Genomic DNA, 15,452 nt, shown 5'->3' with positions numbered 1-15,452 from the left:
GTGCAGGGGTAGCATCGAGATGATGGCTTGGTTTCAAGGACGCAGTGACAGTTTTCACACAAGGACTTTCCACAAAACAGCGACGACGCTGGCGGTGACGGCGGCAATGCTTGCCACCGCCGCCTGTACAGGCGCACCTTCCCCCTCCTCCGGACCGCAGTCCGGAACGCCATCGTCAACGGCACCGGCACCGGCGTCCGGCAGTGCCCTGCGTTCCGCGCCCGCGTCGGGGAGCCCGGCAGCGCCCAGGCCTTCAACCCCCGCCCCCGGAGAACGCCAGCTGGGTTGGGGACCGCAGCAGAAGGACGAAGACGCTGCCCGCGCCGCCGTCGCAAAAATGAGCGTCGAACAGAAAGCCGGGCAGGTGCTGATGCCCTTCTTCACTGGAACCGACTTTGCTGCCCACGCCGCCACGATGGAAAAGCTGCACCTGGGTGGATCAATCGTCATGGGTGACAACGTGCCGCGGTCTGCCGACGGAACCGTGGACACCGCCGCGATGGCCTCGGGGATAAGCCTCCTGCAGAAGGCGGCCAAGGCGGACGGACGCACCTGGCCGGCCGTGATCGGCGTGGACCAGGAAGGCGGCGTGGTCGCCCGGCTGCGCGCACCCTTGACCGAGTGGCCGGCCCCCATGAGCTACGGCGCCGCCGGAAACGTCGGGCTCGCTACGGACGCCGGCAGGGCGCTCGCCGCGGAGCTTGCCGGGCTCGGCTTCACCGCGGACTTCGCGCCGGCCACGGATGTCACGGCCGGCCCGCTGGACCCGACCATCGGGGCCAGGGCCATGTCCGGCAACCCTGATGCTGCGGCAGGCCTCGGCGTCGGTTTTGCCCGGGGAATGCTGGCGGGCGGGCTCCTGCCCTCCGCCAAGCACTTCCCCGGGCACGGCTCCGTGGCCGTCGATTCGCACGAGAACCTGCCGGTGCAGAAGGCAACAGTGGCGGAACTCCGGGCGAAGGACTGGAAACCGTTCCAGGCTGCCATCGAAGCAGGCCTGCCCATGATCATGACCGGCCACATCTCCGTGCCCGCCCTGGAGCCGGGCGTGCCCGCGTCCTTGTCCAAAGCGAGCTACGCCGCCCTCCGCGGCATGGGTTTCAAGGGTGTGGCCGTGACGGATGCGCTCAACATGGGCGCGGTGCACAAGCAGTTCCCCGGAGAGTCCGCCGCACCGCTGGCACTGGCCGCCGGGGCGGACCTGCTGCTGATGCCCGGAGACGTCGCAGCCGCCCACGCAGCCGTGGTGGGCGCCGTCGAGACCGGCGCGCTGCCGGCGTCCCGCCTCGACGAGGCAGCCCAGCGGGTGGTGACCATGATGATGTGGCGCGCCCGCACCCCTGCGTCCCCGGCTGCCGCGCCCGGAAGCGGCTCCGCCCTTTCCCAGCGGGTGTCCGCAGCAGCAGTCACCGTCCTGGCCGGGCCGTGCCATGGGCCGATGGTGCCCGGCAGCGTCCGGCTGGCCGGCGGCAATGAACAGGACCGCGCGCGTTTCGCCGAGGCCGCCCGCGCGGCCGGCATTTCGCTCGGCGCCGGACCGCTCGTGACGCTGATCGGCTATGAAGGGCCCCCGGCCCAAGGCGACGTCGTGGTGGCGCTCGATGCGCCGTGGCCGCTGGCCGGATCGGCGGCCCCCGCCAAAGTTGCCCTCTACGGCCGCAGCCAGGAAGCCTTCAACGCCCTGGTGGCCGTCCTCGCGGGCAAGGCGCCTGCCCCCGGAAAGCTGCCCGCCGCCGTCGGACCTTTTGCGCCCGGAAGCGGCTGCTAACGCACCGCTCCGTGGCGTAACAGTGCTGTCCGGGCTCCGGGGGCGTTTAATGGACCCGTGCCAATTCTGAATAAAGACATGACCCTGTGCATCTCGCTCTCGGCCCGCCCGAGCAACAACGGGACCCGCTTCCACAACCATCTGTATGAGCAGCTGGGCCTGAACTGGATCTACAAGGCCTTCGCGCCCACGGACCTTGCCCAGGCGATTGCCGGGGTCCGTGGACTTGGCATCCGGGGCTGCGCGGTGTCCATGCCGTACAAGGAAGACGTCATTGCGCTGGTGGACGTGATGGACCCCTCGGCAAAGGCCATCGATTCGGTCAACACCATCGTGAACGACGGCGGCAAGCTCACGGCCTACAACACGGATTACACGGCGATCGAGCAGCTGCTGCAGCGCAACGCCGTCCCGACGAACTACTCGGTGCTGCTCAAGGGCTCCGGCGGCATGGCCAAAGCCACGGCCGCCGCCCTCCGCGATGCAGGCTTCCGCGACGTCACCATCGTTGCCCGCAACGAGGCGTCAGGAAAGCCGCTCGCGGACCTCTACGGCTTCAAGTGGAGCGCCGAACTGCCCGCGGCGGACGCTGGCAGCACTGCGGACATGATCATCAACGTGACACCCGTTGGAATGGCCGGCGGTCCCGACGCCGACTCGCTGTCCTTCCCGCCGGAGGCGGTGGATGCCGCGAAGGTGGTGTTCGACGTCGTCGCGCTGCCGGCCGAGACGCCGCTCGTCAAGGCTGCCCGGGCTGCCGGGAAGACGGTCATCACCGGCGCCGAAGTGGCCACCATCCAGGCCCTGGAGCAGTTTGTGCTGTACACCGGCGTCCGGCCCACGGACGAGCAGGTCCGCGCGGCCGAAGACTTCATGCGCGCCCAGTAGCAGGCCATGCCCAGGCATGCCCGGTCACCGGGCAGCAGGCTACCTGGGCTGCACCGGCTGCACCGAAATGGCCACCCGGTCCTCGCCGATCCTGGTGAGGACCAGGGTGGCTGTCTTTTTGCCCTTTGACCCCTTGCCTCCGGCGAGGAGCTGCTTGCGGAGTTCCTCCGGCGTGACCGATGTGCCCCGTTTCTTGATGTCCAGCACGCCGATGTTGTGCTGCTTCACCCACGCCTTGAGGGCCTTGACGTTGAACGGCATCACCTCCAGGACCTTGTAGGCCCTGGCAAACGGGGTGTCCACGAGCTCCGGTGCGCAGATGTAGGCAATGTGTTCGTCCACGAGGTGGCCGTTCAGCCGCGCCGCGACATCCGCCACGAGCCCGGCCCGGATGACGGCCCCGTCGGGCTCGTACAGGTAGCCCTCCACCGGACCCACGGGGGCCACCGGTCCGCCGTCGAACCCTTCCGCGCTGGTGATTTCGGCAGCGCCCTGCGGGCCCAGGAGCAGGGCGGCCCGCCGGATGCCGGGGCGGCTGACCGCATTGAACCACAGTGTCACTTCGGTGACGTCGCCGCCTACCGAGACCCACTGTGCCTCGCAACCGGCAGGGACGGATTCGTGCGGCATGCCGGGCCCCATCTTCACGCCTACCGCGCGCCCGGATTCGGCGAGGGATTCCACGAAGGACAGCGGCGGCGAGAATTCCTCCGGATCCCAGATCCGGCGCGTGCCCGAGGTGGAGGTGGTGCGGCGGGCCGGGTCCAGCCAGACGCCGCCCACGCCGTCGAGCGGGACGGAGGTGGCATCGGAGTGAACCACACTGGCGTGGGGGAAGGGAATCAGGTTCATGGTGGCGCAGGCGGCAGTGGTTTCGTCCATTTCCACTGCCGTGACCCGGATGTCCATGGAGGCCAGCGCCATGGCATCGGCGCCCAGCCCGCAGCCGAGATCCGCCACGTGCTCGATTCCCGCGGAGGCGAACCGTTCAGCATGCCGGGCGGCGACATTGAGGCGCGTGGCCTGTTCAAGGCCCGCCTGGGTGAAGATCATCTGCCGGGCGAATTCGCCGAATTTGGCCTCAGCCTTGGTCCGCAGCCTGGACTGGGTGAGGACTGCCGAGACGAGCGCGGGGGAGTGGCCGGCTTTCCGGAGCGACTCATTGAGCCGGAACGCATCGTCCTCCCGGTACGGCCCCAGCGACGCCAGCAGCTCCCAGCCTTCGCTGGTCAGGAGCGGGGCGATCAGGTCCTGCGGTGCGTCAGCCATGTCATCAAGCCTAATCGAGAAGACTCATCGGGCAGCCCGGCACCCCTGTACGGATAGGGTTGGAGGCATGGAAGACAGCGCAGGGCCGCAGCCACCCGTAGAAGATCAACGCAATGACCACCACCAGCACACGGGCCTTGCCAGGTACGCCCGCCCCGCGCTGATCGCCGGTGCCGCCATCGCCGTCGTCTGCCTGGCGCTCCTGGTGATCATCTTCTTCCTGGACTCCTTCAACGCAACCGTGTACTCCGTGGGCGGCAAGAACATCCAGGACGACACCGACGAGGCGCGGCAAATCCGCGAGTCGTACGCCGCTGTCCGCGCAGGAGGCCTCGTGTTCCTGGTCGCCTCGGTCGCCACGGCGCTCGCCGCCGCCGTCGTGCTGTACCGGAACCGCAACGTTACGAACGACGACGACACGGACGACGGCGACGACGTCGACTTTGAGGACCTGGCAGGTCGCTAGGCGTTCACCGCGGACGAAATTCTGGCACTCGCCTTGACCGAGTGCTAACGACTTACATAGAGTCGTCATTAGCACTCTCCCTAGGAGGGTGCTAATACATGAAGAACTGCCAGCCACGCTGCTGCCGGCACCGCGACGACGGTTTGCATGCATAGGCGCAACAGTTTTCCAGTCCATGAATTTGCTGACGAAAAGGAGAGGTCCGAGTGTCGGTCTCTATTAAGCCTCTTGAGGATCGTATTGTTGTCCGCCCGCTCGAAGCCGAGCAGACCACGGCTTCCGGCCTGGTTATCCCGGACTCCGCACAGGAGAAGCCGCAGGAAGGCGAAGTTGTTGCAGTAGGCCCCGGCCGCTTCGACGACAACGGCAACCGCGTTCCGGTCGACGTCGCCGTCGGCGATGTTGTTATTTACTCCAAGTACGGCGGAACCGAAGTCAAGACCGGCGGCACCGAGTACCTCGTGCTGTCCGCCCGCGACGTTCTGGCGATCGTCGTAAAGTAACTCTTTGACCCCGCGCCGCCGATCCGTCTGATTCATTTCTGACTGGTCAGCGGCGCGGGGTTTCTGTCTCGAAAGGACACAACCATGGCAAAGCAGCTTGCGTTTAACGACGCTGCCCGCCGGTCGCTTGAAGCCGGCATCGATAAGCTCGCCAACACTGTCAAGGTGACGCTTGGCCCGCGCGGCCGCAACGTCGTGCTGGACAAGAAGTGGGGCGCTCCCACCATTACGAACGACGGTGTGACCATCGCCCGCGAAGTCGAACTGGATGACCCGTTCGAAAACCTTGGCGCTCAGCTGGCCAAGGAAGTCGCCACCAAGACCAACGACGTCGCCGGCGACGGCACCACCACCGCCACCGTCCTGGCGCAGGCACTGGTCAAGGAAGGCCTGCGCAACGTTGCAGCCGGCGCCGCTCCGGGCCAGATCAAGCGCGGCATCGAGGTCTCGGTTGAGGCCGTCGCAGCACGCCTGCTCGAGAACGCCCGTCCCGTTGAAGGCACCCAGGTTGCGAACGTCGCAGCCATCTCCGCCCAGAGCGATGAGATCGGCGAGCTCCTGGCCGAGGCTTTCGGCAAGGTCGGCAAGGATGGTGTGATCACCATTGAGGAGTCCTCCACCACGCAGACCGAACTGGTCCTCACCGAGGGCATGCAGTTCGACAAGGGCTACCTGTCCCCGTACTTCGTCACCGACGCGGAACGCCAGGAAGCAGTACTCGAAGACGCCCTCATCCTGATCAACCAGGGCAAGATCTCCTCGGTGCAGGACTTCCTGCCGCTGCTGGAAAAGGCGCTGCAGAGCTCCAAGCCGCTGTTCATCATTGCCGAGGACGTTGAAGGCGAAGCCCTCTCCACCCTGATCGTCAACCGCATCCGCGGCACCCTGAACGTTGTTGCCGTCAAGGCTCCCGGCTTCGGCGACCGCCGCAAGGCCATGCTGCAGGACATCGCGACGCTCACCGGCGCACAGGTTGTTTCCCCGGAACTCGGCCTGAGCCTGGACTCCGTTGGCCTCGAGGTGCTCGGCACTGCCCGCCGCATCACGGTCACCAAGGACAACACCACCATCGTTGACGGCGCCGGATCGGCCGAGGACGTTGCGGCACGCGTTGCCCAGCTGCGGGCCGAGCTGACCCGCACCGACTCGGACTGGGACAAGGAAAAGCTCCAGGAGCGCCTGGCCAAGCTGGCCGGCGGCATCGGCGTGATCAAGGTTGGCGCAGCCACCGAGGTTGAGCTGAAGGAAAAGAAGCACCGCATCGAGGACGCCGTGTCCTCCACCCGCGCTGCCCTCGAAGAAGGCATCGTAGCCGGTGGCGGTTCCGCCCTCATCCACGCCCTGAAGGCACTGGACGAGGATCCGTCGGTCACCGCGCTCGAAGGTGACGCAGCAGCCGCTGTGGGCATCGTGCGCCGCGCCCTGGTCCAGCCTGTGCGCTGGATCGCCCAGAACGCCGGCTTCGACGGCTATGTCGTCGCTGCCAAGGTCGCGGAATCCGCCATCCACCACGGCTTCAACGCCAAGACCGGCGAGTACGAAGACCTCATCGCTGCCGGCGTCATCGACCCCGTCAAGGTGACGCGCGCAGCCCTCCGCAACGCGGCTTCCATCGCAGCGCTGGTTCTCACCACCGAGACCCTCGTTGTCGAAAAGCCGGCCGACGAGGACGAGCACGCAGGCCACAAGCACTAGCTTGCAGGCAGTGCTGTGCTTTACTAGCGCAGCAAAAAGGCCGGTCCGGCCGGGCGGTTCCCAGGAACCGCTCACGCCGGGCCGGCTTTTTCGCGCCCGTTTGAACCCCTTTGCATTCTGTCTTACACCTCTTTTCACCCCGGTCCGGGGCTTGCTGCCGGAGCTTGTGCACCCGGCACCCCCGGCGTACCGTGGCGCTTAGATGGAGCTCGGAAGGGTGCGGGGAGGCATCATGGCAACGTCCGAAGCCGGCCTGGACAGGGGCCGAGCCGCCTTCGAGGAACATCGCTGGACCGACGCCGTCGAGCACTTCCTCGATGCCGACCAGAGCGGGGGGCTCCCCGCGCCGGACCTCGAGCGCCTGGCCACCGTGGAAATCCTGACCGGCAAAACCGACGCCGGAATCGACACCCTCACCCGCGCGCACGAGGAGTACCTCGTCGTCGGCGACGTGGCGGGCGCGGCCCGTTGCGCCGGGTGGATCGGCATACACCTGATGAACGCGGGCCAGCCGGCCCGCAGTACGGGATGGTTCGCCCGCGCCGGACGGCTGGTGGCTGAGCTGAACGAACCCTGCGCAGTGGAGGGGCTGCTGCTGATGCCCACGGCACTGGGCATGCTGTTCGGAAGCAACCCCGAAGGTGCCCGCCGGGTGTTCACGGACGCCCTGGCCATCGGGGAGAAGTTCCAGGACCGGGACCTCATCTCGCTTTCGTTGCTGGGAACGGGCCAGGCCTGCGTGGCGCTCGGTGACATCAGCACCGGCGTCGGGCTCCTTGATGAGGTGATGGTCGCGGTAACCGCCGGGGAGCTCTCGCCAGTCCCCTCCGGGATCATCTACTGCGCCGTCATCGGCACCTGCCACCTGGCCTTCGATCTGCGCCGCGCCCTGGAGTGGACGGCCGCACTGGACCGGTGGTGCGGCGGACGGCCGGACATGGTCCTGTTCAGCGGCCAGTGCCAGAGCCACCGCGCCGACCTGTACCGGCTGCACGGGGCCTGGGATGACGCCGTCAGCGCCGCCAAGGACGCGCAGCGGCTGTCTGCGGCGGGGGATTACCAGGCCCTCTACGGCGGCTACTACCAGCAGGGCGAAGTGGAACGGCTGAGGGGTGAGTTCGCGGCGGCAGAGGATTGCTACCGGCAGGCGGCGCGCAGCGGCTATGAGCCCCAGCCGGGACTCGCGCTGCTCAAGCTGGCCCGTGGAGAGGTCCCCGCCGCGCAGACCCTCATCCGCAGGGCAGCAGACGCTGCCGACCTGGCCACGCGCCGCCACTTGCTGCCGGCGCTCGTGGAAATAGAACTGGCCGCGGGGGACACAGCCGCTGCGAGTCGGGCCGCCGACGAACTGGCCTCCGTGGCGCAGGACTGCGGGATGCCGATGCTGCAGGCTGCGTCCTGCCAGGCCGGCGGGGCCGTCCTGCTCGCCGAAGGAGAACCCGCCCTGGCGCAGCCGGTCCTGCGACGGGGGTGGACGCTCTGGCGGGAACTGGGCGTTCCGTTCGAAGCTGCGCGCTGCCGCACCCTTGTGGGCCAGGCCTGCCGCGCATCCGGCGACGACGATTCGGCGGTGATGGACTTCGAAGCGGCACACGCGGAATTCCTTGCCCTCGGCGCCGCCCCCGCCGCTGCCTGGGCAGCGTCGCTCCAGGACACTCCGGCGCATGACGCGCAGCCCGGACCCCTCACGCCGCGTGAACTCGAAGTGCTCCGGCTCGTGGCCTCCGGGATGGCCAACCGGGCGATCGCCGGGGAGCTCTACCTGAGTGAAAAGACCGTGGCCCGGCATGTCAGCAACATATTGCTCAAGCTGGGGCTGCAGTCCAGGGTGGCCGCCACAAAGTACGCCTACGACCACGGGCTCACAGCGTAAGCCGGGGCTGCATATAACTGCCCAGCCTGCTCGCTGAAACTTACATATTTCTGCCGACGCGGAGCGCAAGGTCGCGGAACTAGTGTCGAACTATGAACCTTCCCGTCCTGGCCGGCACACTCTCGACCGTGCTGTTCGCCCTTGGCCTGCTGCCGATGCTTCTCAAGGCAGTGCGGACCCGTGATTTGGCGTCCTATAGCCTCAGCAGCCTGGTCCTGAGCAATGTGGCCAACGCTGTCCATTCCGTGTACGTCTTCCACCTCCCGGCCGGCCCGATCTGGCTGCTTCACGCGCTCTACGTGCTGGCCTCCGCGCTGATGCTGGTGTGGTGGCTGCGCTACCAGGCTGAACGGTGCGGTCCGGAGCCACGGCGTCCGCGAAGTGACCGGGACGGTTCATTGAATGAACCCATAGCGGTTGAACAGGAGGCACTGCAATGAGCAACAATAACGACGACGGGTCTGCAGTCGAAGTGCTCGACACCCTGGTCATCGGAGGGGGCCAGTCCGGCCTGGCCATCGGCCACTACCTCACGCGCCAGGACCGGAAATTCCTCATCCTGGATGCGAATCCGAGAATCGGTGACGCCTGGCGGCAGCGCTGGGACACCCTGCGGCTGTTCACGCCGGCCAAGTACGACGGCCTTCCCGGCATGCCGTTTCCGGGAGACAGGTTGTCCTTTCCCGGCAAAGACGACCTCGCTGACTACCTTGAAGGCTACGCCGCCACCTTTGACCTTCCGGTGCGTACCGGGATCCGGGTCGAGAGGCTATGGCGGGAACAGGGGCGGTTCGTCGCGGTCTCCGGCGGCCGCCGCTGGGAAGCCGGCAACGTCGTTGTGGCGACCGGCTGCACGCAGGCGCCCAGGCTGCCGGACTTTGCGTCCGGGCTGGATCCGTCCATCGTCCAGCTGCACTCCAGCGAATACCGGAATCCTGGCCAGCTCCGGCAAGGGCGCGTCCTCGTCGTGGGGCTAGGCAACTCGGGAGCCGAAATTGCCCTGGAAGTGAGCAGGACGCACCCCACGGTGGTCGCAGGAAAGCCGAGCGGAGAGCTGCCCGTGCGCCACGGCAGGAACGCCGCGCGCTTCGCCCTGCCAGTGGTGCGGTTCCTGGGGGTCCACGTGCTCACCGTCGACAATCCGCTGGGTCGTAAGGCTGCACAGCACAAACTGGCGCATGCCGACCCCCTGATCAGGACGAAACGCAAGGACCTTGCTGCCGCGGGCGTCGACATTGTGCCCCGGGTGACTGGAGTGCAGGATGGGCGGCCTGTTGTGGCGGGCAGCCCCCTCGATGGGGTGTCCAACGTGATCTGGTGCACCGGCTACCGCGAGTCCTTCGACTGGATTGAACCGCAGGTGTTCGACGACGGCGGCCGGCCCCGGCAGCACCGCGGCGTGGCCACGGACCTGCCGGGACTGTTCTTCCTCGGCGAGGAATTCATGTATGCCGCGACATCGGCTACTCTCATCGGTGCATGCCGGGACGCCCGGTATCTGGCGGGAAAGATCCCGGCTGCAACCTCGTTGACCTCGCCGTCGTTGGCCTAGGGGCCTGCCTTCGCGCCGTCGCTGGCCTTGGCTCGGGGGCTCGGGGCTAGCTCCGGGCGCGCAGCGCCTGGCGCCTCAGCCTCCGGGCCATTCCGTCCGGCAGGCGTTTGGTGATGAGGCGGTAGAAAATGAGCACGGCAAGCGCCGATACCACAATGCCCACAAGGTTGAGCAGCAGCTGCAGGGCGGACCCCGCCGCTTTTTGGTACTCGCCGAGGACGAGCGCCACGGCCACGAACCCTGCGGCGGGAACGGTGGTCACGGAAATGAAGACACCGATCAGGGCGGCGGACCGCCGGCTGATGACGGAGAGCATCCCGGCGGCACCGGCCAGCACGGCAACGATCAGCGAATAAGGCCCGGGGTGGTAGATGAACTCGACGGCGGATCCGGTGTCGAGGGTGTCGGCGGGGAAGAGCCCCAGAGGCACGGACAGCCAGGCCGTCAGCGCCGCCAGGAGCATTGCCACGGGAAAGCCGACCCCCAACGCCAGCGCGGCACTGCGTCCCAGTTTCCATTTGCGCTGGGCTATGGCGACGGCAAGGGCTGCAAGCGGTCCGAATTCGGGTCCAACGGCCATGGCCCCGACGATGGCGATGGTGGAATTCGTGACAATCCCGATCGCGGCCAGCTGCGTCGCAAGGACCAGGAACGCCAAATAGCTCCATGTGAGCCGCGAATCCTCGCCCGTCTGGCGCGTCACCTCGTCCCAGATCATGGCGTCCGCCCCGTCTCCCGGCGCAGCGGCTTCAGCCCGGTCGGCGAGCCGGGATAGCATGAGCTCCGGCATGGAAATGGCAATAGAGCCAAGTTCCTGGATCTTCAGGACATGCAGCTTTTCCAGCAGCTCTTCTACTGCTTCCCTGGCCATATGGACCACTACGACGTCGCCCGGCGGATGGATGGACGCGCCCTTGTGCACGGCTACTTCGGCCGCGCCAGTCTGCTGGGTGCAGCTTTCCACCACCAGGTCGGAGAGCTCAGGGGGAGTGCAGATACGCACCTGAACGATCACTATGGCCACTCCTCAGCATTTCCGGGTTCCACCATCCCGCTTCGTCACCAGCCTAGTTTCCCGGCCCGCCCCCGAAGGCGCATTCCTCTGGAAACTCCCAGTTTGGAGTGCCTTAATGAAAGGTGGGGGGTTCTCTTCTCCCGCGCCGCCGATTGGCGATGAAAGTTACGAATCGGTAACATGGATGCTTTGGTTGTCCGCTTGAGGGGTTTTTCTATGTCTGTAGCGAGAGCCCTAGCCTCGCCGCGCCGCAGTGGCGCCGGAGCTGGACCGAGCCGAAAGTCAAAGTTCAGGCCCGAAATCCAAGGCCTGCGGTCGCTGGCTGTGCTGATGGTGGTTAGCTATCACGTCTGGTTTGGCCGGGTCTCCGGCGGGGTTGACGTGTTCCTGCTGATCTCTGCTTTCCTGATGACCCTGCAGTTTGTGGGCAAATATGAGCAGGGCAGGCCAATGGCACTTATCAAGCACTGGCTGCACCTGTTCCGGCGCCTCTTGCCGGCGGCGGTCACTGTCATCGCGGCAACTTTGGCAGTGAGCTACCTGGTACTGCCGCGCACGCGCTGGCTGGACATTGTGGACCAAGCCTGGGCGTCCCTGTTCTACTATGAAAATGCTTTGCTCCAGTCTCGTGCAGTGGACTACTACGCGATGGACCATAGCCTGGCCAGCCCATTCCAGCACTTCTGGTCCCTATCCATCCAAGGCCAAATCTTCATTCTCTGGCCACTGATCTTTGCCGGCGCAGCAGTTGTGGCCAAGCGCTACCGTCTGAGGTACCGCATATTGCTCTGCTACATTTTTGCGTGCATCTTCCTGGTGTCGCTGGCGTACTCGATTTTCTTCACCTTGACAAACCAGGCACAAGCCTATTTCGACACTGGCGCGCGGTTGTGGGAATTTGCCCTTGGCACACTGGTCGCTTTGATTCTCCCCGGTCTACGCATTCCCAGGGCCGTGCGCATAGTCCTCGGTTGGGTGGGCATCGTGGCCATGCTGACTTGTGGAATTTTGCTGAATGTCCAAGCTGCATTTCCCGGCGTGGCAGCCCTCTGGCCCACGCTCGCTGCGGCGTGCGTCATCGTAGCGGGACAAACGGCAAGCCGGTTTGGTGTTGACCGAATTTTGAGTGCCGGCCTTTTAGTCCGCCTAGGTGACAACTCTTACGCCCTATACCTGTGGCACTGGCCAATCCTGGTCATTGCGCTGGCGGCAACAGGCCGCGACCATGCCGGTCCTGTCTCAGGAAGCATCATTATTGTCCTGTCGATGGGACTGGCGTTCCTGACCACCAAATTCATCGAGAAGCCCTGGCGTGAATGGCAGTGGCCGGAAGTCAACAGGCGTCGTGCACTTCTCGCCGTCTGCGCTTGTCTCGTCACTGTCGCGCTTCCGTTGACGGCAATCCAAATGCAGCAGCGCTTTGCTGCCCAGGCGGCACAGGCCGCTGCGCAGAGAAACAATCCCGGCGCGCAGGCCTTGGTCCCCGGGTTTGTTGACCAGAGTGACAGGGATGCGGAGATACTCCCAACACCGGAGCAGTTGCCTTTGGACTGGGCCACGCTGTCCGGCCCCTGCACCGGTGACCTGGAACCGGAGGACGATACGGTCAGGGACACATGCAGCCAGAGTGGGGAACCCGGAAATTCGGCAAAGTCGGTGTTGGTCCTAGGTGATTCCCACGCCCAGCAATGGCTTGCAGCTATAGGAGAGATCGGCCAACAAAAGGGTTGGACCGTCTATGCGATGCTCAAGGGCGGGTGCCAGGTTCAGCCGTCAACACCGGAACTGGAACAGACGAACCCCGAGTGCGGGAGGTACAACGACGCGGTTCGGGAACAGATTGCCAAGAACCCGCCAGACGCCATCATGGTCGTCGGCACCGCAGCGGCGCCGTCGTCCCCGGCCGAAATCCTCACCCCTGGACTTGAAGAAAGCGCCAGATCATGGACGGACCGGGGAATCGATGTTGTTGCTATCCGCGACAATCCCCGTTTCGACTTCAATATCGCCGACTGCATTGTGAGCAAGGGTAAGGACAGTCCAGATTGCAGGCTCGGGCAGGCCGACCTGCTGGCAGCGGAGAGCCCCTTTGCTTCTTTGGAAGGGAGGATTCGCGGCCTAGCCTTTGTTGACATGACGGATCTGATCTGTGACGGAACCTACTGCCCAGGCGTTGTCGGAAATACATTCGTCTATTTGGACAACAATCACCTCACCCGTACGTACGTCGCCAGCATGTCATCCACTTTTGGAGAAAGGCTGATGGCGGCAACGGGCTGGAAGGACTAATGGGGACGGAAACCACGAGCAAAAGGAACAGGACGAACAAGGCAGCCGGGAAGGGGTACCGCCCAGAAGTCCAGGGGCTCCGGGCACTCGCCGTCCTGATGGTGGTCACGTACCACGTCTGGCTGGGCCGGGTGTCCGGCGGTGTGGACATCTTCCTGCTGATCTCCGCATTCCTGCTCACCCTCTCGTTCGTGCGTAAAGTGGAAAGCGGCAGCCCCCTCAAACTGGTCAGCCACTGGCTGCACCTGTTCAAACGGCTGCTGCCGGCCGCCGTCGTCGTTATCCTCGGTGTCCTGGCGGGCACTTGGGCCATCCTTCCCCAAAGCCGCTGGCCGGACGTCCTGGAGCAGGCGTGGGCCTCCCTGCTCTACCGGCAGAACTGGCTGCTCGCGGACTCGGCGGTTGACTACTACGCCCAGGACCACTCGGGCGCGAGCCCGCTCCAGCATTTCTGGTCACTCGCCATTCAGGGGCAGGTCTTTATCCTGTGGCCCCTGGTGTTTGCCGGAGCAGCCGCACTGCACCGCGTCCTGCGCCGGCCGGCGGTCAGCTACCGCCTGCTGCTGGCCCTTGCCTTCGGCGTAATCTTCGCTGCGTCGCTGGCCTATTCCATTGACCAGACCGCCACGAACCAGGCCTATGCCTACTTCGACACCCGGACCCGGCTGTGGGAGTTCGCGCTGGGCTCCCTCCTCGCCCTGGCCCTGCCTTACCTGAAGCCGGGAAAGCTGCTTCGCGTCGTCCTGGGGTGGGCCGGCGTGGCGGCCATGGTGTCCTGCGGCCTCCTGCTGACCGTGGACCGGTCCTTCCCGGGGTTTGTGGCGCTGTGGCCCACGCTGGCGGCCGCGGCAATCATCGTGGCCGGCCAGAGCGGCAGCCGCTTCGGTGCGGACCGACTCCTGACCTGGAAACCCCTCGTGAAGCTGGGCGACAACTCCTACGCGCTGTACCTCTGGCACTGGCCGCTGCTGGTCCTCGCCCTCGCCGGCACCGGGGTTGTCTCGCCCAACCTCGTCCAAGGCCTGGCCATTGTGGCGGCTTCCGTGGTGATGGCCGTCCTCACCACGCGGTTTGTGGAAAAGCCCCTGCGCGAATGGCACTGGCCCCAGCGGCGGATCTGGCGGAACGCTGTTGTGATCGTGGCGTGCGGAGCGCTGCTCGCCGGGCCGGTCTCCCTCTGGCAGACCAAGCTGACAGCAGAGGAAGCCGCGGCCGCCGCGCAGCCGAGGGAACTGACTCCCGGTGCGGCCGCCCTGGCCCCCGAAAATATGGGCAAACCGACGCCCGAAGCGAAGATCATCCCGGCGCCGGCAGCCATGAAGAACGAGTGGGCGGATATTGACGGCCTCTGCACGGACGGGAATGTGCCTAGCGATCCGCTGCTCTCCGGCTGCCTGCAGAACAGCAAGCCCGAGGTTGTCACCAAGCGGATCGTGGTGCTTGGCGATTCGCACGCGCAGCAATACATGGCGGCGCTGGGCCCGATCGCCAAGGAACACGGCTGGGAAGTGGTCACGCTGCTCAAGGGCAACTGCCGATTCGGTGCTGAATCCCCAGAGCGCGACGCCGAGTGCAATGCGTTCAACAAGGCCAGCGCGGAATATGTGCTCGAGCACAAGCCGGACGCGGTGTTCACCGTTGCGTCACTGACGCACGTAGAGGCGCCGTTCGAAACTGAAGTTCCCGGCTACCTCGAGGGCATCAAACCTTTCACCGACGCCGGAATGGACGTGGTGGGGGTCCGGGACAACCCGCGGTTTGGGTCCAACATGCCGGAGTGCGTGCAGAAGAGGGGCGCCGCCGCGGAGGAGTGCAATCCGCCCCTCAGTGAATCGCTCGCGGACTCGTCGCCCCTGGACGCCTACCGCGGCAAGGTGGCCGGGCTCCATCTGATGGACCTGAGCGACTTCATCTGCGCGGATGGAATCTGTCCGGCGGTGGTGGGCAATGTATACGTCTACAAGGATGACAACCACCTCACCAAGACATACGTGCAGAGCATGATTCCCATGTTCGAGCAGCGGTTGCTGGCCGCCACCGGCTGGACCTGACGCCAGAGGTCCGGGCCCGCGCTGAGCCGGGCGTGCGGTTCCTCACATTACCGCCGCGGAATATGGGGATCGCCGCCGAGGTT

Annotated in this window: 13 protein-coding genes; 10 read left to right on the top strand and 3 right to left on the bottom strand. The window is 65.8% G+C overall.

Annotated features, from left to right (window positions below; all coding sequences use genetic code 11):
* Nucleotides 1-54: 54 nt before the first annotated feature.
* Entirely contained in the window at nucleotides 55-384 is a 330-nt protein-coding gene (locus AC07YR_RS06095) for a hypothetical protein (protein ID WP_494733441.1), read from the bottom strand.
* Here AC07YR_RS06095 and AC07YR_RS06090 point away from each other — a divergent pair.
* Together AC07YR_RS06090 and AC07YR_RS06085 are read left to right on the top strand one after the other, a co-directional pair.
* On the top strand, nucleotides 371-1,768 hold the full coding sequence (locus AC07YR_RS06090) for a glycoside hydrolase family 3 N-terminal domain-containing protein (protein WP_494733440.1): 1,398 nt from the start codon (nucleotides 371-373) through the stop codon (nucleotides 1,766-1,768). The two genes, AC07YR_RS06095 and AC07YR_RS06090, sit on opposite strands and share 14 nt — an antisense overlap.
* 57 nt (nucleotides 1,769-1,825) lie before the next feature.
* Nucleotides 1,826-2,656: a shikimate 5-dehydrogenase gene (locus tag AC07YR_RS06085; RefSeq protein WP_494733439.1), complete on the top strand. Its 831-nt coding sequence runs from the start codon at nucleotides 1,826-1,828 to the stop codon at nucleotides 2,654-2,656.
* Between the two features lie 39 nt (nucleotides 2,657-2,695).
* Here AC07YR_RS06085 and AC07YR_RS06080 read toward each other — a convergent pair whose 3' ends face one another.
* Nucleotides 2,696-3,925 carry a THUMP-like domain-containing protein gene (locus AC07YR_RS06080; RefSeq protein ID WP_494733438.1) on the bottom strand — a complete coding sequence of 410 codons (1,230 nt, stop codon included), beginning with the start codon at nucleotides 3,923-3,925 and terminating at the stop codon, nucleotides 2,696-2,698.
* A 67-nt stretch (nucleotides 3,926-3,992) separates the two neighbouring features.
* Between AC07YR_RS06080 and AC07YR_RS06075 the strand changes: the two genes are divergently transcribed.
* The 6 genes from AC07YR_RS06075 (at nucleotide 3,993) to AC07YR_RS06050 (ending at nucleotide 10,014) form a co-directional block, all read left to right on the top strand.
* Nucleotides 3,993-4,391 carry a hypothetical protein gene (locus AC07YR_RS06075; protein ID WP_436058185.1) on the top strand — a complete coding sequence of 133 codons (399 nt, stop codon included), beginning with the start codon at nucleotides 3,993-3,995 and terminating at the stop codon, nucleotides 4,389-4,391.
* A 206-nt stretch (nucleotides 4,392-4,597) separates the two neighbouring features.
* The gene (gene groES / locus AC07YR_RS06070) at nucleotides 4,598-4,894 is read left to right on the top strand and encodes a co-chaperone GroES (RefSeq protein ID WP_028275747.1); all 297 of its coding nucleotides are present in this window, start codon (nucleotides 4,598-4,600) and stop codon (nucleotides 4,892-4,894) included.
* 84 nt (nucleotides 4,895-4,978) lie between these two features.
* The gene (gene groL, locus AC07YR_RS06065) at nucleotides 4,979-6,589 is read left to right on the top strand and encodes a chaperonin GroEL (protein WP_028269509.1); all 1,611 of its coding nucleotides are present in this window, start codon (nucleotides 4,979-4,981) and stop codon (nucleotides 6,587-6,589) included.
* A 232-nt stretch (nucleotides 6,590-6,821) separates the two neighbouring features.
* Entirely contained in the window at nucleotides 6,822-8,462 is a 1,641-nt protein-coding gene (locus tag AC07YR_RS06060) for a LuxR C-terminal-related transcriptional regulator (protein ID WP_494733437.1), read from the top strand.
* A 92-nt stretch (nucleotides 8,463-8,554) separates the two neighbouring features.
* Entirely contained in the window at nucleotides 8,555-8,902 is a 348-nt protein-coding gene (locus AC07YR_RS06055; RefSeq protein WP_494733436.1) for a hypothetical protein, read from the top strand.
* The gene (locus AC07YR_RS06050) at nucleotides 8,899-10,014 is read left to right on the top strand and encodes a flavin-containing monooxygenase (protein ID WP_494733435.1); all 1,116 of its coding nucleotides are present in this window, start codon (nucleotides 8,899-8,901) and stop codon (nucleotides 10,012-10,014) included. The genes AC07YR_RS06055 and AC07YR_RS06050 overlap by 4 nt, the downstream gene beginning before the upstream one ends.
* A gap of 46 nt (nucleotides 10,015-10,060) precedes the next feature.
* Here AC07YR_RS06050 and AC07YR_RS06045 read toward each other — a convergent pair whose 3' ends face one another.
* Nucleotides 10,061-11,029 (bottom strand): DUF389 domain-containing protein, encoded by a 969-nt coding sequence (locus AC07YR_RS06045; protein WP_494733434.1) that lies wholly within the window; start codon nucleotides 11,027-11,029, stop codon nucleotides 10,061-10,063.
* Nucleotides 11,030-11,245: 216 nt separating this feature from the next.
* Here AC07YR_RS06045 and AC07YR_RS06040 point away from each other — a divergent pair, with 216 nt between their 5' ends.
* Together AC07YR_RS06040 and AC07YR_RS06035 are read left to right on the top strand one after the other, a co-directional pair.
* A complete protein-coding gene (locus tag AC07YR_RS06040) occupies nucleotides 11,246-13,318 on the top strand; it encodes an acyltransferase family protein (protein ID WP_494733433.1) in 2,073 nt (690 codons plus the stop codon).
* Nucleotides 13,318-15,369: an acyltransferase family protein gene (locus AC07YR_RS06035; protein WP_494733432.1), complete on the top strand. Its 2,052-nt coding sequence runs from the start codon at nucleotides 13,318-13,320 to the stop codon at nucleotides 15,367-15,369. Before AC07YR_RS06040 ends, AC07YR_RS06035 begins: the two co-directional genes overlap by 1 nt.
* Nucleotides 15,370-15,452 lie beyond the last annotated feature (83 nt).

The organism is Arthrobacter sp. GW460-12-1-14-TSB2, assembly GCF_059423525.1.
The sequence above is the reverse complement of the archived record's forward strand: the minus strand, read 5'-3'. Positions and strand labels throughout refer to the sequence as shown.

Excerpts from the sequence above, each read along its gene's own strand:
- AC07YR_RS06060 (WP_494733437.1), top strand. The coding sequence starts at position 6,822 with ATGGCAACGTCCGAAGCCGGCCTGGACAGGGGCCGAGCCGCCTTCGAG.
- AC07YR_RS06035 (WP_494733432.1), top strand. The coding sequence starts at position 13,318 with ATGGGGACGGAAACCACGAGCAAAAGGAACAGGACGAACAAGGCAGCC.
- AC07YR_RS06090 (WP_494733440.1), top strand. The coding sequence starts at position 371 with ATGCCCTTCTTCACTGGAACCGACTTTGCTGCCCACGCCGCCACGATG.
- AC07YR_RS06080 (WP_494733438.1), bottom strand. The coding sequence starts at position 3,925 with ATGGCTGACGCACCGCAGGACCTGATCGCCCCGCTCCTGACCAGCGAA.
- AC07YR_RS06040 (WP_494733433.1), top strand. The coding sequence starts at position 11,246 with ATGTCTGTAGCGAGAGCCCTAGCCTCGCCGCGCCGCAGTGGCGCCGGA.
- AC07YR_RS06055 (WP_494733436.1), top strand. The coding sequence starts at position 8,555 with ATGAACCTTCCCGTCCTGGCCGGCACACTCTCGACCGTGCTGTTCGCC.
- groL (WP_028269509.1), top strand. The coding sequence starts at position 4,979 with ATGGCAAAGCAGCTTGCGTTTAACGACGCTGCCCGCCGGTCGCTTGAA.
- AC07YR_RS06075 (WP_436058185.1), top strand. The coding sequence starts at position 3,993 with ATGGAAGACAGCGCAGGGCCGCAGCCACCCGTAGAAGATCAACGCAAT.
- AC07YR_RS06050 (WP_494733435.1), top strand. The coding sequence starts at position 8,899 with ATGAGCAACAATAACGACGACGGGTCTGCAGTCGAAGTGCTCGACACC.